Annotated in this window: 20 protein-coding genes and 1 riboswitch; of the genes, 15 read left to right on the plus strand and 5 right to left on the minus strand. The window is 59.9% G+C overall.

Translation table 11 applies throughout. From position 1 onward, the window contains the following. The first annotated feature begins 317 nt into the window (after window positions 1-317). From CLV89_RS08125 to CLV89_RS08190, 13 genes are all read left to right on the plus strand, one after another. Window positions 318-1274: a sugar ABC transporter substrate-binding protein gene (locus CLV89_RS08125; protein WP_106163165.1), complete on the plus strand. Its 957-nt coding sequence runs from the start codon at window positions 318-320 to the stop codon at window positions 1272-1274. Window positions 1275-1362: 88 nt separating this feature from the next. Further along, the gene (locus CLV89_RS08130; RefSeq protein WP_106163166.1) at window positions 1363-2160 is read left to right on the plus strand and encodes an SDR family NAD(P)-dependent oxidoreductase; all 798 of its coding nucleotides are present in this window, start codon (window positions 1363-1365) and stop codon (window positions 2158-2160) included. Between the two features lie 149 nt (window positions 2161-2309). Further along, window positions 2310-3209 (plus strand): ABC transporter permease, encoded by a 900-nt coding sequence (locus tag CLV89_RS08135; RefSeq protein ID WP_243394977.1) that lies wholly within the window; start codon window positions 2310-2312, stop codon window positions 3207-3209. A gap of 13 nt (window positions 3210-3222) precedes the next feature. Further along, entirely contained in the window at window positions 3223-4224 is a 1002-nt protein-coding gene (locus tag CLV89_RS08140) for an ABC transporter permease (RefSeq protein WP_106163168.1), read from the plus strand. Then, on the plus strand, window positions 4221-5747 hold the full coding sequence (locus tag CLV89_RS08145) for a sugar ABC transporter ATP-binding protein (RefSeq protein WP_106163169.1): 1527 nt from the start codon (window positions 4221-4223) through the stop codon (window positions 5745-5747). The genes CLV89_RS08140 and CLV89_RS08145 overlap by 4 nt, the downstream gene beginning before the upstream one ends. Window positions 5748-6012: 265 nt before the next feature. Further along, window positions 6013-6765, plus strand: a complete 753-nt coding sequence (locus tag CLV89_RS08155; protein WP_243394968.1) for a serine acetyltransferase domain-containing protein — start codon at window positions 6013-6015, stop codon at window positions 6763-6765. Beyond that, on the plus strand, window positions 6762-7655 hold the full coding sequence (locus CLV89_RS08160) for a VOC family protein (protein ID WP_106163172.1): 894 nt from the start codon (window positions 6762-6764) through the stop codon (window positions 7653-7655). The genes CLV89_RS08155 and CLV89_RS08160 overlap by 4 nt, the downstream gene beginning before the upstream one ends. 9 nt (window positions 7656-7664) lie before the next feature. Continuing rightward, complete coding sequence (locus CLV89_RS08165) at window positions 7665-8804, plus strand: M20 aminoacylase family protein (protein WP_106163173.1); 1140 nt, start codon at window positions 7665-7667, stop codon at window positions 8802-8804. Next, window positions 8804-9712, plus strand: coding sequence for a LysR family transcriptional regulator (locus CLV89_RS08170; protein WP_106163174.1), 909 nt, complete (start codon window positions 8804-8806; stop codon window positions 9710-9712). The genes CLV89_RS08165 and CLV89_RS08170 overlap by 1 nt, the downstream gene beginning before the upstream one ends. Before the next feature lie 119 nt (window positions 9713-9831). After that, window positions 9832-10743 (plus strand): NAD(P)-dependent oxidoreductase, encoded by a 912-nt coding sequence (locus CLV89_RS08175; protein WP_106163175.1) that lies wholly within the window; start codon window positions 9832-9834, stop codon window positions 10741-10743. After that, window positions 10743-12278 (plus strand): aldehyde dehydrogenase family protein, encoded by a 1536-nt coding sequence (locus CLV89_RS08180; RefSeq protein WP_106163176.1) that lies wholly within the window; start codon window positions 10743-10745, stop codon window positions 12276-12278. The genes CLV89_RS08175 and CLV89_RS08180 overlap by 1 nt, the downstream gene beginning before the upstream one ends. Window positions 12279-12376: 98 nt before the next feature. Beyond that, window positions 12377-13198 (plus strand): DUF3100 domain-containing protein, encoded by an 822-nt coding sequence (locus CLV89_RS08185; RefSeq protein ID WP_106163177.1) that lies wholly within the window; start codon window positions 12377-12379, stop codon window positions 13196-13198. 2 nt (window positions 13199-13200) lie between these two features. Continuing rightward, window positions 13201-13677: a hypothetical protein gene (locus CLV89_RS08190; RefSeq protein ID WP_106163178.1), complete on the plus strand. Its 477-nt coding sequence runs from the start codon at window positions 13201-13203 to the stop codon at window positions 13675-13677. Window positions 13678-13931: 254 nt separating this feature from the next. On the opposite strand, the gene nrdF is transcribed toward CLV89_RS08190, so the two are convergent. The 5 genes from nrdF to CLV89_RS08215 form a co-directional block, all read right to left on the minus strand. Then, on the minus strand, window positions 13932-14909 hold the full coding sequence (gene nrdF, locus CLV89_RS08195) for a class 1b ribonucleoside-diphosphate reductase subunit beta (RefSeq protein ID WP_106163179.1): 978 nt from the start codon (window positions 14907-14909) through the stop codon (window positions 13932-13934). Window positions 14910-15017: 108 nt separating this feature from the next. Beyond that, on the minus strand, window positions 15018-17150 hold the full coding sequence (gene nrdE / locus CLV89_RS08200) for a class 1b ribonucleoside-diphosphate reductase subunit alpha (protein ID WP_106163180.1): 2133 nt from the start codon (window positions 17148-17150) through the stop codon (window positions 15018-15020). After that, window positions 17132-17554, minus strand: coding sequence for a class Ib ribonucleoside-diphosphate reductase assembly flavoprotein NrdI (nrdI, locus tag CLV89_RS08205; RefSeq protein WP_106163181.1), 423 nt, complete (start codon window positions 17552-17554; stop codon window positions 17132-17134). Before nrdI ends, nrdE begins: the two co-directional genes overlap by 19 nt. A 15-nt stretch (window positions 17555-17569) precedes the next feature. After that, complete coding sequence (gene nrdH / locus CLV89_RS08210; RefSeq protein ID WP_106163182.1) at window positions 17570-17791, minus strand: glutaredoxin-like protein NrdH; 222 nt, start codon at window positions 17789-17791, stop codon at window positions 17570-17572. Window positions 17792-17891: 100 nt separating this feature from the next. Next, window positions 17892-18084, minus strand: a riboswitch (cobalamin riboswitch). Between the two features lie 82 nt (window positions 18085-18166). Then, a complete protein-coding gene (locus CLV89_RS08215) occupies window positions 18167-18547 on the minus strand; it encodes a GFA family protein (RefSeq protein WP_106163183.1) in 381 nt (126 codons plus the stop codon). A 448-nt stretch (window positions 18548-18995) separates the two neighbouring features. Here CLV89_RS08215 and CLV89_RS08220 point away from each other — a divergent pair, with 448 nt between their 5' ends. Both CLV89_RS08220 and CLV89_RS08225 read left to right on the plus strand, forming a co-directional pair. Further along, window positions 18996-20627, plus strand: coding sequence for a PAS domain-containing sensor histidine kinase (locus CLV89_RS08220; protein ID WP_106163184.1), 1632 nt, complete (start codon window positions 18996-18998; stop codon window positions 20625-20627). Window positions 20628-21419: 792 nt separating this feature from the next. Continuing rightward, window positions 21420-22127, plus strand: a complete 708-nt coding sequence (locus CLV89_RS08225) for a trypsin-like serine peptidase (protein ID WP_106163185.1) — start codon at window positions 21420-21422, stop codon at window positions 22125-22127. Window positions 22128-22131 lie beyond the last annotated feature (4 nt).

A 22131-nucleotide genomic window follows, 5' to 3' on the forward strand; every position in this document is an offset into this window, starting at 1 on the left:
ATCATGTTCATGAGATGCGTTTGAACCTTTCTCTCGGAGGTCACTCCCGGCGGGGGAAACATATCCGGATTGGATGAATCATTGTCTGGCATTGCGCCGCTCCTTTGCAGGATGTTCAGTTTGGTCACTGGGTGGGATCGCGAATAAATCCATTATGGATATAAAATAATCCATTATGGATAAAATTCCGGGCACGCAGCTTTGCGGCACGCGGCATTCTTTGAGGCAGCCGCCGGAACTGGCGGGCCATGCTGACCGAACGGGAGGAGTTCGCCGGTATGGGACGAAACAGGGGAATATCTGGGAGGAGACCCGAAATGAAACTTAACAGTACTCTCGCTTCGGCCACCGCCGTTCTGGCACTGACGGCCGCCGGTGGTGTCGCCGCGGATACGATGAAGATCGGTATCACGCAGAACAACGTGGGTGTGGACAGCTATCAGACCACCTATGAAAAGGCCTTTATCGCGGCGGCGGAGGCCAATCCGGATATCGAAACAGTGGTGCTGGATGCCGGCGGTGATGTGGCGCGTCAGATCGCCCAGATGGAAGATCTGATCCAGCAAGAGGTCGATTCCATCATCATTTGGCCCACCAACGGTGAGGCGGTGATCCCGGCAGTACGCAAGGCGCATAACGCCGATATCCCGGTGATCGTGACCAATTCCAACATCGCGGAACAGGGATTTGATTTCGTCGCGTCCTTCTCTGGTCCGGACAATATCACCCAAGGGTCCCGCTCGGCAGAGATCATGTGCGACAAGTTCAAGGCAAGCGGCATCGAGGATGAGGCTCGCATCGTGCAGATTTCCGGTCAACCGGGCTACACCACGGCGATCGAACGCGCCAAGGGGTTTGAGGACCGTCTGCCGGAGGTTTGCCCCAACGTGACCCTGGTCGAGACACAGCCCGGTGACTGGAACCGTGAGAAATCACAAAAGGTGATGGAGGCCTTCCTCGTCAAATATGACGATATCGACGGTGTCTATTCCGGCGATGACAACATGGGCGTGGGCGCTCTGAATGCTGCCAAGGCCGCGGGGCGCGACGGTATCATCTTTGTGGGCGCCACCAACTTCTCGGTTGGGTATGAGGCGATGGAGCGGGGCGAATACTGGGGGTCGATCTACCAGTCTCCGGTCGATGACGCCGAAGCGGCCCTGCAGACTGCGGTTGATGTGCTCAGCGGCAAGGATGTGCCGTTCCTGAATTACTTCGATACGCCGAAGATCACCCAGGACAACATGGGCGAGTTCGACAAGCCGGTGTTCTGATCCCGGCTGCCATCGGGCGTGCGCCTGTGCGGCCCGCGCCCGATGCGCCATGCGAGACTTCACGACCACAACAGATTGGACATGAACCATGGGCCGCATGACCGGGCGTTCCTGTATTGTGACAGGCGCGGCGCAGGGGATCGGACGCGCCATTGGCGAGGCGCTTCTGGATGAGGGCGCAGACGTCTGTTTTGCCGACATCAACGGCACCCTGGCCGCCACGGTGGCAGAGGCAAACCAGCCCCGCGCGTCAGACCACGGCGGGCGGGTGACTTGGGCCGAAGTCGACGTGACCAACCGCCAGCAAGTGCGCGCGATGATCGCAAAGACCGTGGAGGCCTTTGGCAAGCTGGACGTGAAGTTCAACAACGCCGGTGTGAACCGGCCAATGAACTTTTTGGATGTGACCGAGGACAATTGGCATTTCATCATGAACGTCAACGGCTTGGGCTGCCTGATCGGAATGCAGGAGGCTGCCAAGCAGATGATCGCCCAGGGGACAGGCGGCAAGATCGTGAACACCGCCTCCATCGCCAGCCGTCAGGGTTTTGACAATGTGGCGCCCTACTGCGCCTCCAAATGGGGTGTGGTGGCGCTGGTTCAGTCCGGAGCGCGGGACCTGGCGAAGCATGACATCACCGTTACCGGCTTTGCTCCCGGCGTGGTGGCGACGGAAATGTGGGAGCAGGTGGATCAGGACCTGATGCAGATCGGAGCCGCGGATCGCCCCGGTCAGGCAATGGAAGAGTTTTCGGCCACCATCCTGCGTGGACGCGTGGCACGCCCCGAAGACATCACCGGGACAACGACATTCCTGGCATCAAAGGACAGCGACTACATGACTGGCCAGATCGTGATGATCGATGGCGGCATGACGCTGGTATGAGACAGAACCAGCGGGTGAGGGAGGAACAAATGCCGCCAACTGCGGAACACAAGGCAAGCCCGTCCGGCCGGACCGAGAGCTGGTTTGCCAGATTGAACATCACCGGTCTTCTTGCGCGGCAGGGCATCCTGGTGGCGTTCGTCATTTTCATGATCGGATTTACCGTCGCAAACGAGCGCTTTCTCGACCCGGACAACGTGATGGGCGTGATCCGCTCTTCGGCGATCCTTGGTGTCATGGCGCTGGGCGTGACGTTTGTGGTGATCAGCGGCAATCTCGACCTGTCTGTCGGGTCGATGATGTCCTTCTCCACCATCGTGGTGCTGGACCTGCACGACAAAATCGGCCCGGCGTTGGCGATCCCGGCGATGTTCGCCATGACGCTTTGCTTGGGGGCGTTGATCGGGTTTCTTGTCGGCTATCTCAGGCTGAACTCCCTGATTGTGACCCTTGGCATGCTGTCGGCCATTCATGGCCTGACGCTGACCTACTCGGGCGGCAAGAACATGGACATCGCCGATAAGGAAGGCACGTGGTTCGGCGTGTTCGGGCAGGGGGATGCCATGGGCATACCGATCCCGATCCTGTTGTTCGTTCTGCTCGCCGCACTCCTCGGCGCGGTGCTGTCAAAGACGCCCTTTGGTCGCAAGGTCTATGCCGTGGGCGGCAATGGCGTGGCGGCGACCTTTGCCGGCATTCGGCGGGCGCGACTGGTGTTTTGCTGCTATCTGATCTCGTCCTTTTGCGTGGCAACGGCCGGGCTCATTCAGGCAAGCCGGTCGCTGGGCAGTCAGAACACCGTCGGGCAGGGGCTGGAGCTGGAGGTTCTGGCGGCGGTCATCCTTGGTGGAGCCTCCCTGATGGGGGGCGCGGGTACGATCTTCAAAACCGTGATCGGCGTGCTGATCCTCGGCTTCATCCAGAACGGTCTGCTGCTGGTTGGGTTGCAGTTCTACGTTCAATACGTCGTCACATGGATCATCATCATCCTTGCCGTCTGGCTCGACATTGCGGCCAAGCGGGGCAAGCTTTGGTCCCCCATCGCGTAACGGAGGTTTGCACATGGCACCTGGCACACTCAGCACTTTCCTGAAGCGTGGCGCGATCTGGGGGTTCATCCTGTTCGAGCTGGTCTTCTTCACCATCGCCGGAGAGTTCCTGTCGCTCAGCGACAAGGCCTTCATGGATCTGGACAACATGTTGTTGTTGTTCAAGCAATCCGCCCCCATCGGCATTATCGCCATGGGCATGACGATCATCATGATCAACGGCAATATCGACCTTTCGGTTGGGGCGATCTATGCCATCAGCGCGATTGTCCTGTTGGACAGTATGACATGGCCGATGTTTGCTGGGCTGGGCGACTGGGTGATCCCGCTGTCCTGGGCGCTGGCGCTTCTGACCGGGGCCATGCTGGGCGCGCTCAATGGTCTTATCGTGTGGAAAACCGGCGTGGATGCCTTCATCGTGACGCTTGGGTCGATGCTGGGCTATCGCGGTCTGGTGTTCATGTACAATGGCGAGCAGCCAACCTCGCATCTGAACTGGACGCTTGTGGATTTTGCCGAAGCGCAGTTCCTGGGACTGCACACACCGACCTGGTTCCTGTTGGCGGCGACCGCAGCGATCTGGTTCCTGATGAACCGAACCGTGCATGGCCGCAACGCCTATGCGATCGGCAACAACCGTGAGGCGGCCGTCAATGCCGGGATCAGGGTTGGGCCGCATATGATGATAAACTTCGTCATCATCGGGTTTCTTGCCGCCCTGTCGGCAGTCGTCTTCTATTCCGAAAGCGGCTCTGTAAACCCCAACGATGGTGAGTTGTATGAGCTCTGGGTGATCACTGCGGTGGTGCTTGGCGGCACCAAGCTGACCGGCGGTGCGGGGTCGATCCTGTCCACTTTTGGTGGGGTGTTGGCGATCCAGCTGCTGCGCAAGGGGCTGGCCCATATCGGTGCTGACACGTCGACCGTGAACCTGGTGATCGGTTTGATCCTTGTGGCCGTCCTGTTTCTGGACCGTCAGTTGAACATCAAGGGCAAAGAGGAATTGAGACTATGAGCGAGCAAACTCCCGCGCTGCGCCTGGAAGGGATCGTAAAGACATTTCCGGGCGTGCGTGCCCTCGACAACGTGTCCTTCAGCGTGATGCCCGGAGAGGTGCACGCCCTGATGGGGGAAAATGGCGCTGGAAAATCCACCCTGATGAAGGTGCTCGGCGGTATTCACCAACCAGATGCCGGACAGATTATCGTCGGCGAACAGCCGGTGGTCATGGCGCTGCCCCTCGAAGCCAAGGCAAAGGGGATTGTGTTTATCCACCAGGAGCTGAGCCTCGCTGGCGAGCTGTCAGTTGCCGAGAATATCTATCTGGGAGAGCTGCCACGCAAGCGTCTGGGGTTGGTGGACTGGGCCACGCTCTACGCGCAGACGGACGCCATCCTTGAGCGCCTGAAGGTCGGCTTTGATGCGCGCACGCGTGTCGGCGACCTGTCGATTGCCAACCAGCAGATGGTGGAGATCGCCCGCGCGCTGACTGTAGATGCCAAGGCGGTGATTTTCGACGAGCCCACCGCCTCGCTCACCGATGCGGAGAAAGTGGTGCTCTTCGACGTGATCGCCAGCCTGCAGGCGCAGGGGGTTGGGATCATCTATATCTCTCACCGGATGGAGGAGATCTTCAAGATTACGGATCGCATCAGCGTGCTGCGCGACGGCCAGTTTCGCGGAACCCTCAAGACGGCTGAAACCACCGAAGAAGACGTCACCCAGCTGATGATCGGGCGCAAGCTGGACCTGTCGAGAGCCGCCAGCGATCACGAATTGGGCGACGTGGCATTGGAGGTGCGGGACCTCAGCTGCGGCAAGCTGTTCAATGACGCCAGTTTCACTGTGCGCTATGGCGAGGTGGTGGGGTTTTATGGTTTGATCGGGGCTGGCCGCACGGAGATCGCCGAAACGCTATTCGGTCTGCGGGATCCATCTGGCGGTCACATATTGCTCGACGGTCAGGAAACACGGATCCAGTCGCCCGCCGATGCAATTTCCAAAGGGATTTCTCTGGTGCCTGAGGATCGCAAGGAACAGGGGCTGGTGTTGGGCATGAACTGCCGCGACAACATGACGTTGCCGCAGGTGGACGACCTCAAGGCCGGCCCTTTTGTTGCCGAAGGGGCAGAGATCGCGATCTTTGATCAATACCGCGACAAGCTTGATATTCGTACACCCGGATGGCGCCAGATTGTCGGTAACCTGTCGGGCGGCAACCAGCAGAAGATCGTGATTGGAAAGTGGTTGTCGATGCGTCCGAAGGTGCTGATCGTGGATGAGCCGACGCGCGGGATCGATGTTGGGTCCAAATCCGAAATTCACAATCTGATCCGAGAGCTGGCGGCACAGGGCTATGCGGTGATCGTGATCAGCTCGGAAATGCCCGAGGTGTTGCATGTTTCCGACCGGATCATCGCCATGTATGGCGGGCGGATCACACGCACCTTTGGGGCAGATGAGGTCACCGAAGACAGCCTGATCCAGGCGATCTCGGGGATTTCGCACGCTGCGGAGCCGCGCCCGCAGGCGAGTTGAGAGCTACGGGATCTCATCAGGCAAGGCTGGACGGATGCCCTCGCACCCGTCTGGCCATCACGGGCCGCGCCCAGGTCGGCGCTGGCAACGATGCGATCAACGGCTGGCCGCACGGCTGGTGTTCCAACGCGGCGCATTGGTGTTCTCGATCTGGCAACGCAAGTGTCGCGAAAGTCGTCTTGTCCGCATCACCGATCTCAGTGCACAGTTGCTCTGACCAACAGCCGAGATCGTCATGCCCTCACATCCCTTTCAGGATCCCCTGTTGCCGGCCACGCGGACCTTGTTCGCGCATGAGCCCGCTTTGGTGCAGCTCTTCGGGTACGACCCGGAGCGCATCGAGACCCTGCCGGAGCTGATTGCGGCGGTGCTTGCTGCATGCTTGCCCGAGGGCGCGCCACGGGATCAACTGCGGGCCACTGCGATTGAGGTCCTGCACGATCAGCCGCAGGTGCTCGACCTTATTCTTGATGATCTGCTTGCAACCACCGCGCGGGACGAGGCACCCGGCGGGGCGGCTCAGGTTCTGCATTTTGCCCATGGGTTTCACGCGCTGATGTCCTACCGCCTGACGCGCGCGCTTTGGCTGGCGGGGCGAGAGACGCTTGCCCTGGCAGTGAAAGGCCAGTTTTCGCGCGCGCTGAGTGTCGAGATCTGGCCCCAGGCACAGATCGGGCGGGGCGTCTGGCTCGATCACGGGCTGGGTATCGTCATCGGTCAGACGGCGGTCATCGAAGACGATGTTTGCCTGTGGCATGGGGTGACACTGGGATCGAATTTTGTCGATATGGGCGAGGCCCGACACCCTATTCTGCGTCGTGGCGCGGTTGTGGGGGCAGGGGCGCTTGTGCTTGGCCCGGTGGAGGTCGGAGCGGGTGCAACGGTTGCAGCGGGCGCTATCGTGACGCGTAATGTCCCCGCCGGCCATCTGGTGACGGGGCCGCGCGGCACAGACCGTGGCGCGGGGCGGTTTGGCGGGTTTGCGGCGCTCAAGGATATAAAGCGGGGGATGCGATGACTGGACTTGGAATAGATCACCCGCTGGTGTGCGTGAACGACATTGTTCAGGCGCGCGAGACCTATCGGTCGCTTGGGTTCCTGATGAAGCCGCCGGGCCAGCACCCCTGGGGCACGTCCACCGCATTGGTGATCTTTCGCAATCAGCTATTGGAGCTGGTCGGGGTGCAGGATAAAACTCTGTTGGACAGCTATCCGGCGGGCACGTTCCGTTTTGGCCGCCATATTCAGCAGTGGCTCTCAGATCGCGAAGGCGTGCCCCTCTCTGCGTTGAATTCAACAGATGCTGCTGCCGATGAGGCCGCTGTGGTCGGGCGCGGCGGAACTTGCGAGGGCACGGTCGAGTTCGGCCGGGATGTGCGGCGCGAGGACGGGACGGCGGATCGAACGAAGACCACGCTCAAGATCTTTACCCGCGAGGGGCTGCCCCGGTTGAGCATGTTTGCCTGCCAGCAGCATCGCCGGGATCTGATCGAGTTTCCCGAGTGGATGAACCACCCCAACAGCGCGTATGGCTTTGCGTCTGCCACCATCCTCGCCGAACCTACGGATCAGCCCGCTGTGCGCGATTGGCTGTCGACCCTGCATGGCGCCACTGCGATGCGCGACACCGATTGGGGATTTGAAGTGACCACCGGCAATGGCAACTGGCGCGTGGTCAGTCGTGCGTCGGCGACCGCTGTATTCGGGCCCTTGCCTGATGATCTGGCCCCGGATGGGACGCCTTCGGTGATCTCGCTCGATATCAAATGCACTGCGCTTGCAAATCTGCGCCCGTTCCTTGCGGCGGGCGGTTTTGCCTACCGAGACATCGCTGAGACAGTGGTGCTGACCGAACCTGCGCGGTTGGGCGGCATCTTGCTGAGCTTTTGTGAAACACCCAAGACCTGAGAGACACTTATGTTCGACAACAGCCATATCGACGATGCCATCGCCTGGCGTCACGACCTGCATCGCCATCCCGAACTTGGATTTGAGGAACATCGCACCTCCGACATGATTGCCGGGCTGCTGACGGAGTGGGGTTGGCGGGTGCATCGTGGCCTCGCGGGCACTGGCGTCGTGGCGCAATTGGGGCAGGGCTCCCCTGTCATTGGCCTGCGGGCCGACATCGACGCGCTGCCGATGGACGAGGCAACAGGGCTGCCTTACGCCTCAGCCACGCCGGGCAAGATGCACGCCTGCGGACATGATGGGCATACTGCGATGCTGCTGCTTGCGGCGCGCCAGATCGCGCAGGAGGGCGTCACCACGGGGACGGTCACGCTGATTTTCCAGCCCGCCGAAGAGAATGACGGCGGCGCGCGGGTGATGGTCGAACAGGGCTTGTTTCGCGAGTTTCCGGTGGATCGGGTGTTCGGCATCCATAACTGGCCAGGCCTTGCGCCGGGGCGGATGGTCGCGCGCGATGACAAGATGATGGCGGCCTTTGCGGTCTTTGAGATCGAAATTTCGGGGCGCGGCGGGCATGGCGCCATGCCTGAGCAGTCTGACGGGGTGATCGCTGCTGCGGCGGCCATGGCGGGTGCATTGCAGGAAATCCCGGCCCGTGCGCTGTCTCCGCTGGAACCGGGGGTGGTGTCGGTGACGCAGATCCACTCCGGTTCGGCCTGGAACGTATGTCCGGATCGGGCTGTCCTGCGCGGCACCGCGCGTTGGTTTGACGCAGCAGCTGGCGACATGATCGAAGAGCGTCTGCAGTGTATAGCCAGGGCGAGCGCCGAAGCACAGGGGTGTACGGCGCAGGTGGATTACCAACGGCGCTATCCCGCGACGATAAACGCCGCGCCCGAGGCCGCAATCGCGCGCGAGGTGGCGACCGGGATGGGGCTTGATACCACATTGGCCGCCCCCAGCATGGCGTCTGAGGATTTCGCCTTCATGCTGAACGAGGTGCCCGGCGCATATCTCTGGCTGGGGGCCGCGCGCGACGGCGAGAACCCGGGCCTGCATTCGGCAAAGTTTGATTTCAACGATGCCGTGCTACCGGTCGGAGCCGAATACTGGGTGCGATTGGCCCGTCACTGCCTGGCCGCGTGATGGATGCGTTTGAGACGAAGTTCCTGCGCGAGTTTCTCGTGGTCGCGCATGAAGGCTCGATCCGGCGCGCGGCGGAGCGGCTCAACGTCGTCCCCTCCGCCATCTCGCGCAAGATCGCAGAAGCCGAAGCGCGGTTGGGTGTGCCCCTGTTCGAGCGCAGCTCCAAGGGGGTGAAACTCACCGAAGCCGGGGAGTTGATGCGAGAGCATGCGCAGCATGTGCGGGATGAACAAACCTACCTTCTGGATCAGATCGGCCACTACCAGGACGGGCGTAGCCAGATCGTGCGGATTGCCACCGGTGAGGGGTTTGCGTCGGATCTGATGGAGAACGGATTGCTCGCACTGACGCGAGACCATCCGCATTTGCGCTTTATCATCGACCACGCCGGGACGGATGAGTTGCAGCGCCGGGTGATCGAGGGGCAGTGCGATATCGGCATCGCCTATAACCCGCTGATGACCGAGGCGACGCGGTCACTTGCCCATTCCCGGCAATCGCTCTGTGGACTTGTGCCCAGCCACTCGCCGCTTGCCGGGCGCAGCAGTGTTACCCTCGCCGAGATGCTGGAGCAGCCGGTGGCGATGCTGAATGCAGGCTATGCGATCCGGCATCTGGTGGGGCAGGCTGCCGCCGACCGTGGCCTTGCGTTGCGCGTGCAGGTTGAGACTGCGTCAATCTCGCTCCTGTTGCGCTATGTCTGTGCCGGGGTCGGGGTGAGTTTCCTGCCGCGCTTTTCTGCAACCAATCAGGCGGAACGCGGAGATCTGGCGATCCTCGACATCGAAGAGACATCTTTGCAGCAGGTCAGCACACATCTCATGGTGCGCGCCCGGCGCCGCCTGCCGAAGTCTGTCGCTCTGGTCGCCAGTTTCCTGTCCGAGCATATGCTGGCGTTCCGCGACTAGTGTTGCCTTGACAGCAACGCATCGTGCCCGAATGGACTACTTCCTGTGATCGCCCTGCTTGGGCTTTGTTCGGTCGAACAGCCCCGAATTGGGCGTCATTCGACGGGATAGAGCACAAGATGGCAGCGAAGAGCAGCAAGACGGCAGGCGTGATCGGACTGGGGGCGATGGGCTTTGGTATGGCCTCTAGCCTGGTGGAGGCAGGCTATGATGTGGTTGGCTATGATCCCGCCGAGGCGGCGTGCAAGCGGGCCGAGGACGCCGGTATCACAGCGGTTCCCTGCACCGATGCAGTGTTCTTTGCAGCCGATTTGATCGTGCTATCCCTGCCGACGGCTCAGCACGTCGAGACGGTTGTTGCCGCGGCTGAAGAGACGGCCCTGCTGAGCGAAGGCGCTGCGCCAAAGGTTCTTATTGATACGTCCACATCCGAGGCTGCGGTCAGCCGGGAGCTATCTGCACGGCTTGCGGCCAAAGGGCATGGTTTCCTTGATGCACCGGTCAGCGGCGGTCCTGCTGGCGCGGCCTCCGGCCAGCTCTCGGTGATGCTGGGGGGTGACCCGCAATGGGTCGCCGTGGCGATGCCCGCCTTGGAGGCGATGGCCGCCAAGATCAATCATGTGGGGCCGAGCGGGGCGGGCAATGTCGCCAAGCTGGTGAACAACATGCTGGTCGCCAATCACATGGTGACCACCTTGGAAGCACTGCGTCTGGGCGAAGCCGCCGGAGTGGACGCCGAAGAGATGCTGAAGGTGATCAATTCAGCCACTGGACGCAGTGCTATCTCGGAAATTCATGTCCCGACATGGGTGCTGCCCAGGAGTTTCGACAGCGGGTTTTCGACGGGGTTGATGCGCAAGGATCTGCGCTTGGCACGCGAACTGGCCGCCGAGGCCGGCGTTGCTACCCCAATCGCGGATCTCGCCGCAACCCTATGGGCACAAGAGAATTCCGATCTGAGTGATGCGGATGATTTCATGCTGATGGGCGATCCAAAAGTGGATCGTCTGAGCCGGAAGGAGAAAGACTGATGACCGACGTTGTTGTTGATACCGCGCGCCGTGTCGCGCAACTGCTGAGCGAACTGACGGGCTCTGCGGATGTGCAATCCTATGTGGGCGGCGAACTTTTGCCCGGCACCGGCGCTGACCTGGAGCTGACAGATCCCGCAACCGGGCAGGTTTTTGCCCGCTATCGTGATGCCGGGGCCGAGGTCGTGGGTCGGGCCGCCACCGCGGCGAAGGCGGCGCAGAAGGAGTGGTACGCAAAGACCGCTTCGGAACGTGGCCGGATCCTGTTCGAGATTGGACGCCAGATCCGCGCCCATGCGGTTCTGTTGTCGGAGCTGGAGGCGCTCTCATCCGGGCGCCCGATCCGTGACACCGGCGGCGAACCGGCACGTATGGCGGAGATGTTCGAATATTATGCGGGCTGGTGTGACAAGATCACGGGCGACGTGATCCCGGTGCCGTCGACCCATTTGAACTACACGCGTCAGGAACCGCTTGGGGTGGTTGCCCAGATCACCCCCTGGAACGCGCCGCTGTTCACATGCTGCTGGCAGGTTGCGCCTGCGATCTGTGCCGGCAATGGCGTGGTGATCAAACCCTCGGAGCTGACACCGCTGACCTCGATCGTCGTTGGGATCCTGTGTGAAAAGGCCGGTGTGCCAAGGGGGCTGGTGAATGTGATCGCGGGCAATGGGCCAGGGTCCGGGCAGGCGATGATCGACAATCCGGAAACCGCATTGGTGGTGTTTGTGGGTTCGGCAGAGGCTGGCAGCCAGATCGCCGGAGCGGCAGCCAGGCGCCTCATTCCGTCGGTGTTGGAACTGGGCGGGAAATCCGCAAACATCGTCTTTGGCGATGCTGACATCGACCGTGCGGTGGTCGGCGCGCAGGCCGCGATCTTTGCGTCATGCGGACAAAGCTGCGTTGCGGGATCGCGCCTTCTGGTGCATCGCTCGGTACAGGCCGAAGTGGTCGACAAGCTGGCCACGGCTGCTGCGCGCATTCCGGTGGGCGTTCCGATGGACCCGCTCACCCAGGTTGGCCCCGTCAACAATCTGCGCCAATGGTCAAAGGTCGACAGCATGGTGCAGGAGGCCGTGGCGCAGGGCGCGCAGATCGCCAGCGGTGGTGCCAAACCCGAAGCGCTGGCGCAGAGCGGTGGATATTTTTACGCCCCAACCGTGCTGGATGCCGTCACCCCGTCGATGACCATCGCCAGCGAAGAGGTGTTCGGGCCCGTGGTTTCCGTGCTGCCCTTCGACGACGAGGAAGAGGCGATCACCCTTGCCAATGCCACGCCCTACGGGCTTGCCGGGGCCGTCTGGACCCGTGATGTCGGACGCGCACATCGGGTGGCGGCAGAGGTCCGGGCCGGAACATTCTGGATCAACAGCTACAAGACGATCAACGTCATGTCGCCGTTTGGTGGTTTTGGCCGCTCCGGCTACGGCCGGTCGTCGGGGCGCGAGGCCTTGGCAGCCTACACGCAGACCAAATCGGTTTGGGTCGAAACGGCGGAAAATCCCGTGCAGGGGTTCGGCTACGCACCGGGCTGAGATCTACGGAATAGGGGCGGTGAGCACATTGGTCCCATTGCAAATCCCAATCGCCCTCGTCAGAAGGGCGCAAATGGAACCAACGGAAGGTAAAATCCATGCATATCAAGGACATCCTGTTTGACTGGCGGCTGCATCTGAGCGCCGTGGTCATCACCGTGATCGCCGAGGCGATCGGGGTTATCAAGGTGCCGATCGGGATCGGTGCGATCTTGTTGTTGCCGTTGCTCTATGCGTTTGTTCTGGGCCTGTTGATCAATCCCAATGTTGTGCGCAGCGCCAAAGTGTGGATCAAGGACCGGGACGTGAGTGCCGCTTCGCCGATGATCGTCATCGCGATCATGCCCTTTATTGCAAAGTTTGGCACAATCATCGGCCCATCGATGTCGACCATCATCGACGCAGGCCCGGCGCTGATCCTGCAGGAGCTGGGCAATCTGGCGACCGTGGTGCTGGCCTTTCCTGTTGCGGTGCTTGTGCTGGGCATGGGGCGCGAGTCCATCGGCGCGTGTTTCTCCGTTGCGCGGGAGCCCAACATTGCAATCATCGCGGATAAATATGGCCTGAAGAGCCAGGAAGGTGCGGGCGTCATGGGCGTCTATGTCATCGGCACGCTCTTTGGCACGTTCATCTTTGCAATTCTGGCGTCGATCCTTGCGACGACCGGAATGTTCTCGATCGACGCACTGGCGATGGCATGTGGTATCGGGTCCGGGTCCATGATGGCCGCATGTTCTGGCGCCCTGGTGAGCGCGGTGCCCGAAATGAAGGATCAGATCCTTGCACTGGCCGGCGCCAGCAACGTGCTGACCTATGCAACAGGCATGTATCTGTGCGTCTTCGTGGCGCTTCCGGTGACGGAGAAACTCTATGACTGGCTGGGCCGCAAGGACGCACCGGCCTCGGCGGCAGGAGAATAATCATGAGCGATACGCAATCCTTCGAAGACCCAACCACCGAGGCAAAGCTGGGCCTGGGCACGCATGCGGCAGCTTTGATCGTCGTCAGCATTGTCGCGCTGGTCGGCAACACGGTGGCGACCGAGAACACCGTTCCGCAGGGGCTGCTCGGGCTGATCGTCCTCTGGGTGATCTGCATGGTCGGGTTGCTGCTGACCGAGTTTGTCCCGTTCAAACTGCCCTCCGTGGCGTGGATATCGCTCGTCGGTATCGTGGCGACCTTGCCCTGGACGCCGGGCAGCGCCTGGGTGCTGGACAAAGTCGGTCACGTGAACTTCCTGACCCTTGCAACGCCCTGTCTCGCCTACGCCGGTATCGCCATCGCCAAGCGCGAGATTGAGATCGCCAAGACATCGGGCTGGAAGATCGCCGTGGTTGCGGTGCTGGTCATGACCGGCACCTATGTCGGGTCTGCCATCGTGGCACAGATGTTCCTGTAAGAGGCAGCGCACAGCAATTGCTCTGAGCCAGATAGCTCCGTCCGACCTGATCGGGCGGAGCTTTTCGTTTTCAAAACGCGCACACGGCTTTTGGGGGATGCTGTCATCTGCGGCCCGCGCCCGAGGGTCCCAAAGCCAGCGCACACCGGCACGCGGTGGGAGGCTCTGAGGGCGTGCAAAATGAGGCCCATCAGAGGGGTAAAGAGCAGAGAGTAAAAAGCCGCCATCCGGTGTCCGGTGGCGGCTTTCTTGGTTCAGAAATCCCAGTCTTCGTCCTCGGTCGCCTCGGCCTTGCCAATCACGTAGCTGGAGCCCGAGCCGGAGAAGAAGTCGTGGTTCTCGTCCGATCCCGGAGACAGGGCCGCCATGATCGCGGGGTTCACGCGGCAGCTCTCATCGGGAAACAACGCCTCGAAGCCGAGGTTCTGCAGCGCCTTGTTGGCATTGTAATGGAGGAAGTTCTTCACGTCCTCGGTCAGCCCCAACCCGTCATAGAGCTGCTCGGTGTAGCGCGCTTCAATGTCATAAAGATCGAACAGCAGCGCAAAGGCGAAGTCCTTGATTTCCTTGCGCTCTGCCTCGCTCACCCGCTCCAGCCCGCGCTGGAACTTGTAGCCGATGTAATAGCCGTGGATCGCTTCATCGCGAATGATCAGGCGGATCAGGTCCGCGGTATTGGTCAGACGCGCGCGGCTGGACCAGTGCATCGGCAGATAGAAGCCCGAATAGAACAGGAAGCTCTCCAGGAACACGCTGGCGACCTTCTTGCGCAGCGGCGAGGCGGTGGCGTCATATTCATCAAGGATCAGCCGCGATTTCGCCTGCAGGTGCTCGTTATCAGCCGACCAGCGGAAGGCCTCATCGACTTCGGTGGTCTGGCACAGGGTGGAAAACACAGAGGAGTAAGAGCGCGCATGCACCGCTTCCATGAAAGCGATGTTGCTCAGGACTGACTCCTCATGCGGAGTGATTGCATCCTGCATCAGGGTCGGCGCGCCAACCGCGTTCTGGATGGTGTCCAACAGGGTAAGGCCGGTGAAAACCCGGATGGTCAGGGTCTGCTCATCCGGGGTCAGCTGCGACCACGACTGAATGTCATTGGACAGCGGCACCTTCTCCGGCAGCCAGAAGTTCACTGTCAGACGGTTCCAGATCTCCAGATCCTTGTCGTCCTGCAGACGGTTCCAATTGATCGCCTTGGGCACGGCACGGGGTTGGGTCATGTCTTTCATATACTCGATCTCAGCAGCTAGGGGCCGCGCCCCTTCATCTTTTTCAAAATACCTCGGGGGAGGCCACGCATGTGGCCGGGGGGCAGAGCCCCCAATCCCAACCTCAGGTTACAGCGAACAGGACACGCAGCCCTCGACCTCGGTGCCTTCCAGCGCCTGCTGGCGCAGACGGATATAGTAGATTGTCTTGATCCCTTTCTTCCACGCGTAGATCTGCGCGCGGTTGATGTCTCTGGTCGAGGCTTCCGCGGGGAAGAACAGGGTCAGCGACAGCCCTTGATCGACGTGCTGCGTTGCCGCCGCATAGGTGTCGATGATCGCCTCGGGGCCGATGTCATAGGCATCGCGGTAATACTCAAGGTTCTCGTTGGTCATATAGGGTGCGGGATAGTAGACGCGGCCGATCTTGCCTTCCTTGCGGATCTCGATCTTGGCGGTGATCGGGTGGATCGAGGAGGTCGCATAGTTGATATAGCTGATCGACCCGGTGGGCGGCACCGCCTGCAGGTTGCGGTTATAAAGTCCGTGCTCCTTCACCTTGTCGCACAGGACGGACCAGTCCTCGCGGCTCGGAACATTGATGCCGGCGCCCTCGAACAGTTCGCGCACGCGGTCGGTCTCCGGCAGCCAGTCCCGGTCGACGTATTTGTCAAAGAAGCTGCCATCGGCATAGGTCGAGTTCTCGAAGCCCTTGAACCGTGTGCCTTTTTCTTGCGCCAGCGCGTTGGAGGCACTGAGCGCGTGAAACAACACGGTGCAGAAGTAGATATTGGTGAAGTCGATACCCTCAGCCGAGCCGTAATGGATGCGCTCGCGGGCGAGGTAGCCATGCAGGTTCATCTGGCCAAGACCGATGGCATGGCCTTCGTCATTGCCCTTGCGGATCGAGGGAACACTATCGATGGCGGACATTTCCGACACCGCATTCAATGCCCGGATCGCGGTGCCGACGGTGCCCGCCAGATCGCCGCCATCCATGGCGCGGGCGATGTTCATGGAGCCGAGATTGCAGGAAATGTCGGTGCCCATCTGCGCGTAAGAGAGGTCATCCGTGAACTCGGACGGGGTGTTCACTTGCAGGATCTCTGAGCAGAGGTTGGACATCGAAATCCGACCGGCGATCGGGTTGGCCGAATTCACCGTGTCCTCAAACATGATGTAGGGGTAGCCGGATTCGAACTGGATCTCGGCAATGGTCTGGAAGAAGGCGCGGGCGTTGATCTTCTTCTTGCGGATCTGCGGGTTGTCCACCATCTCGTGATATTTCTCGGTGACCGAGATTTCCGAAAAGGCCTTGCCATACACCTTTTCCACGTCGTGGGGCGAGAACAGATACATATCCTCGTTCTTCTTGGCGAGCTGGAAGGTGATGTCGGGAATGACCACGCCAAGGCTCAGTGTCTTGATGCGGATCTTCTCATCGGCGTTCTCGCGCTTGGTGTCGAGGAAGCGCAGGATGTCCGGGTGGTGGGCGTTCAGATAGACCGCGCCTGCGCCCTGACGTGCGCCCAGCTGGTTGGCGTAGGAGAAACTGTCTTCCAGCAGTTTCATCACCGGTATCACCCCGGAAGACTGGTTCTCGATCCCCTTGATCGGGGCGCCATGCTCGCGAATGTTGGTCAGCATCAGGGCCACGCCACCGCCGCGTTTGCTGAGTTGCAGGGCGGAGTTGATGCCGCGCCCGATGCTTTCCATGTTGTCTTCCAGCCGCAACAGGAAGCAGGAGACGAACTCGCCCCGCGCCGTCTTGCCGGCATTGAGAAAGGTCGGCGTGGCAGGCTGGAACCGGCCGTCGATGATCTCGCCCATCAGCTGCATCGCCAGCGCAGCATCACCGCGCGCCAGCGTCAGCGCGTTCATCACCACCCGGTCCTCGTAACGCTCCAGATAGCGCTGCCCATCGCGGGTCTTCAACGTGTAGGAGGTGTAGTATTTGAACGCCCCCAGAAAGCTCGGGAACCGGAATTTCTTGGCAAAGGCCGCATCCCAGATCTGGTGGAGGAAACTGCGCTCGTATTGATCAAGCACAGCCGCTTCATAGAAGCCTTCCTTGACCAGATAGGACAGCTTTTCCTCCAGCGAATGAAAGAAAACGGTGTTCTGGTTCACATGCTGCAGGAAATACTGCCGTGCCGCCATGCGGTCGGCGTCAAACTGGATCTTCCCCTCATCATCATAGAGGTTCAGCATCGCGTTCAGGGCATGATAGTCGAGATCGGCGGTTACGCTTGCGTCAAGCATGTCTGGCTCTCCTGTGCTGCCCAGAACCGGGCAAGGCCCGCGCGTATGCGGGTAATGTCTGTTTCGGTTCCCGCCAGTTCAAAGCGGTAGAGAACGGGGACGCTGCACTTGCGTGCGATGACCTCACCTGCAAGGGCAAAGGTCGCACCAAAGTTGCGGTTGCCTCCCGCGATCACGCCCCGCAGGAGGGCGCGATTGCGTGTGTTGTTCAAAAGCCGAATGACCGGCTTGGGCACTGCGCCGCGCCCTTCGCCGTCGGCGAAGGTCGGAGACACCAGTACAAAAGGCGCGTCCAGCTCAGGCGGCGGCCCTGCCTGCGGCAGCCGCAGGGCTTCCAGCCCGAGGCGCTCCACCAATCGGGCCGTGTTGCCCGATCGTGAAGAGAAAAAGACGAGCCCGGCCATCCGATCAGCGCCGGATCAGGCCAGACGGCCGATCAGGTCGGGGCGAAACCCGGCCCAGTGCTCTTGGCCAGCGACAACCACAGGGGCCTGACGATAACCAAGGCCCTGTACCATTTCCATTGCGGCAGCATCTTCGGTCAGATCAATCACGTCGAAAGAAATCCCCTTCGCCTCGAGTGCGCGGGTGGTGGCGGTGCATTGCACACAGGCGGGTTTGGAATAGACGGTGATGCTCATCTGCAAAGGGTCCCTCAGGTTTTGTCTGCTTGGACGAAAGGGGACACGGAACCCGGCGCCGAAACAGCACCGTGTCACGCGTCCGGGCCCTCCGCCGCGGTCGTCGTTGTCTGCTTTGGCAGGTCTCCTGGCTTCACGGCTCAAATGCCCAATCCCGCCTTCCCAATGCGTCTTGCGCATCAGTGGCCCAGGGTGGACTTGCCGCTTACAGTTGCGGGGGCAGCGTCGGTTTTTCACCGATTTCCCTCATTGCTTGCGAGTCGCCTCACAAGAACCAAAGTAACATGATATTGATGCAGATCCAGCAAATGGTCAATATATGGTGTATGGTTTCTTCAGGGAAGTTTTCCACAGAGGCATGTGGATAGCTGCGCGCTAGTCTTCTTGGTGCCGGTTTTGATCGTGTTGCGGGCGGCCGTCGAGCGCAGGAAGCCAGCTTTCACGCCGCTGCACCCATAGTTCATACTCTGGCGCAAACATGTCCGGCTTATCCAAGGCGCCAAGATGCACTTCTATCTCATCGCCGCTTTTGGCAAAAACGGAGGATCCACATGTAGGGCAGAAGTACCGCTCCTGATAGTGGCGCAGATCACCGCTGACGGTCACGTTTTGCTGCAAAAATACTGCGGCGCAGTAAAAGACCGCACCGTGATGCTTGCGGCAGTCGAGACAGTGGCACATGCCAACGCGCAACGGCGGTCCGACAGCTGTGATCCGGACACTTCCACACAGGCAGCCCCCTGTCACCGTCGTCATCTTGCGCCTCCACATCTCGCGTCCACAATAGTTTAGCATGTCGCTTCGGTGTGATGAAAGGTTCTCATGGTGACAGGTTCGCTGGCGGCGGGCCGACGGGGCGGGCGGTGTTCCGTTCGGGAAAGTTCGGAGAACGCCATTTATTGTGCCGCCAGTACATCAGACCGACGCTGTATGCACCGTCGCACCCCGGCAGAGCCCGTAGGCAATCCCGTCCGGCGTTCTTGTCTCTTTGCCGACGACATCCCTCATCGCGAGGGTCTGGGCGCTGGCAGGGATGCAGGCGGATGTCGTCATGCCCAAGGCCGCGCAATTCAGCGCATTTGAACCTCCGGAAGACCTCGATGTTCAATTTTGGTTTAGAGAAACTCGGTACTAGGATATGCTCGGTTAGATGTTGCCCCCGGCATACTGCGGTAGGTGCTCTCCTGCACAAAGGGACAAACGCGTGAAACGACTGCAAGTGAACGAACTCTATGCCATATTGGATGCTATAGGCATGGCGGTAATCGTTTTGGAAGTCGGTGACGACCAGATCCCCCGATATATCGCGATCAACAAACGGTCGCGGGAAATCGCACAACTTCCCGAAAGCGGCTGGTTCGGGAAATCCGCTTTGGAGATATTTGGCGGCTCCACTGGTGCACGTGCCCTTGCAGTGCAGCAGAATGTGGTGCGGACGGCCAAGGCCACGACATATGAGATAAATTTGCCCGCCGTTCTGGGGACGCAGTATATTCGTAACACGATGACCCCGGTTTTTGACGAAGTGGGGAAGCTTACTCATCTGGTGGGGTCCGTCGAAGACATCACCTCTGAACGTGAACGCGATGTTGCTTTGGAACTCACGCGGATCGCCAAAGAGAAGGCGGAGCAAGCGAACAAGGCCAAGGAGAGATTTCTTGCCAATATGAGTCACGAAATCAGAACCCCAATGAATGGGATTCTGGGAATTTGTGAGTTGCTGCAAGAAACGGAGTTGGATCAGGAGCAGTCGCTCTTTGCGAACACAATTTTCAATTCTGCAAATGCGTTACTTAAGATCGTCAATGATGTTTTGGATTTTTCACAGATAAGATCTGAAAAAATCGAACTGCAACCCGAATTGTTCTCACTTCGTAAACTAGTTGAAGACGTCGCAGTGATCTTGTCCGCCAAGGCGGCATATAAGGGGTTGGACTTTCGGGTGACCTATCCCGAGGATGTGTCATCCATATTCTTCGGGGATGTCACCAAAGTTCGGCAAGTGTTGCTGAACCTGATAGGAAACGCGATCAAGTTCACCGATGAGGGACATGTTTCGATCACGGTTTCCGAGACCCCGCAGGCGCTGACATGCCCGCTTTGCGTTGAGGTTTCGGACACGGGATGCGGAATTGAAGAGCGCAAACTTCATAGCATATTCTCTGCCTTTGAGCAGGCGGATGGCTCGCCAAAAACGCGCGCGGAAGGCACCGGGCTTGGGCTCGCGATTTCCAAAGCACTTGTCGAGCGCATGGGCGGCGATATCACGGTCAAATCGAAGTTTGGCGAAGGGTCTACCTTCACAGTTCGGCTTGATTTGACGCCTGGGTCTTTGAGCGACGACGGGGCTCTCGCTGAAGAGGCAGCGGCCTCATCCGCTCTGCTTGCAGCAAAGACAAACACTGATCCGGTTGCCCTGGCAGAAGAGGCGCGGGAAGAGCTGCGCGGAATGAGAATACTCGTGGCTGAGGATAATAAGACAAATCAGCTGGTCGTGGAAAAAATGCTGAGGAACTCCGGTGCGGACCTCCATTTTTCGGAAAATGGCGCCTTGGCTTTCGAGGCCTATCTCGCTGGCCAATACGATTTGATACTGATGGACCTTTCAATGCCTGTCATGGGCGGCTTGGAAACCGTTCAAAAAATCAGACAGCATGAAGACGCAACCGGGCAAACGAAGAGCAAGATTATCGCTCTGACGGCGAACGCTCAGAAAAGCGATGTCAAAGCCTGTAGCGAAATTGGAATGAATGGCTTCTTGTCGAAGCCGTTTAGAAAGCATGAGTTGCTCGCCTGCCTTCATGCCTTGGCGGAAGATGCTACTCTGATGTCGTGAGTGTCAAAGAGGGTTGGAGCCAGCCCAGCAGAGGATCCCCACGTCCGCCGCGCCTCGCTCTTTTGTCATTCGCACCAAGAAGCTTGCGACAGACGCAAGCGACGCCGCATCCGCATCGATCGTCGTCTCCAAACGTTCGGGGTACCTCTTGCCCGTGATGTCGCGCGATTGCCGCAGGGACGGGACCGCGCGAGGATATAGACTGAGGTGTCTATACGGGCCTCAATGCGCTGTCCTGCGGGGCGCTAGGCTGATCGAAAACCAAATGCCAACGCGCTGTTCGGCGCTCCAAGCTCTGCCTCTGGGGCAGGGGCGGAGAAGATCTGCGGGTGGCTGAGGTGGAAGAATGCCCCGTGACGAGGGGCGCGCCTGAAGGCTGATCGGGCTCGACATGTCAGGCGACGGTCTGTCAAATTTTAACGAATAGGCCAGCTCTCGAAACGGCGCGAACTGCTTTGATTGTGGCAAAAGTGACAGATTCTCACCCATCAAGCCCTGATTTTATGAAGATATTACCCTCACATCAGGAGACAATCCGAGGGGATCGGCGCTGAATTCACTACAATTTGTTTTGAATTGCAGTACGTTAGGTTCAATTTGTCCAAATTGTTAACCTTTTCGCCTGTAATCGCTGGCATTTCTGCGATCCTTAACGCCATCTGACCTGAGGTGTTAAGGTATGTTAAGACTGACACAATCAATCCACGTTTTGGTCCAAGGCCAACAGGGGCCAGCCATATTCCAGCCGCACGCCTGAACGAGTGTGAAGAGGTGGGAAAATGGAGTGGAACAATGAGACTGATGCTTGCGATGCTCGCTGCATGCCTGTCTATCGGTGTGTCCGAATCTGCTATGGCAATCGAACGTCGGGCCAGCAGCCTGCCGGGATGGGAAGCCGTGGGGCGGCTGAATATAGCCGGTAAATACATGTGCACCGGTACACTTATTGCGTCAAACTTGGTGCTGACAGCGGCGCATTGCGTCTATGATGCACAGACCGGACGGCGGGTGAACCCGCGCGGCATCCGCTTTGAAGCCGGGCTTGATGGCACTCGGGTCAAGGCCGCGCGTTCGGTCAGCAAGGCGGTCGTGCACCCCGGTTATCGGTTCCGGGCTGGTGGAAATGCGCAACTGGGCAGTGATATCGCGGTCTTGCGGCTGTCCAATCCGATCAGTCGCAACGACATTCGCCCGTTCTCCATGTCCGCCCGTGCGGACCGCGGGGCAAACGTCGATGTCCTATCCTACAGCTACTCGAACGCCACACGGGCCAACAGAGAGCAGAACTGCCAAGTGCTGTCTCGTCGCACCCGGACCCTGGTGATGTCCTGCAAGGTCGATTTCGGCGCATCCGGCGCGCCGGTGCTGGAAATCCGACCGGGGCAGGCGCCCAAGATCGTGTCGGTCATTTCGTCCAAAGCAGCCATGGGGCACCGTCGGGTGTCGATCGGCACCGCTCTTGACCGCACGCTGCGGACAATGATGCAAAACGCGATCTGATCCT

It is taken from the genome of Tritonibacter scottomollicae (genome assembly GCF_003003215.1).
Taxonomy (GTDB): domain Bacteria; phylum Pseudomonadota; class Alphaproteobacteria; order Rhodobacterales; family Rhodobacteraceae; genus Epibacterium; species Epibacterium scottomollicae.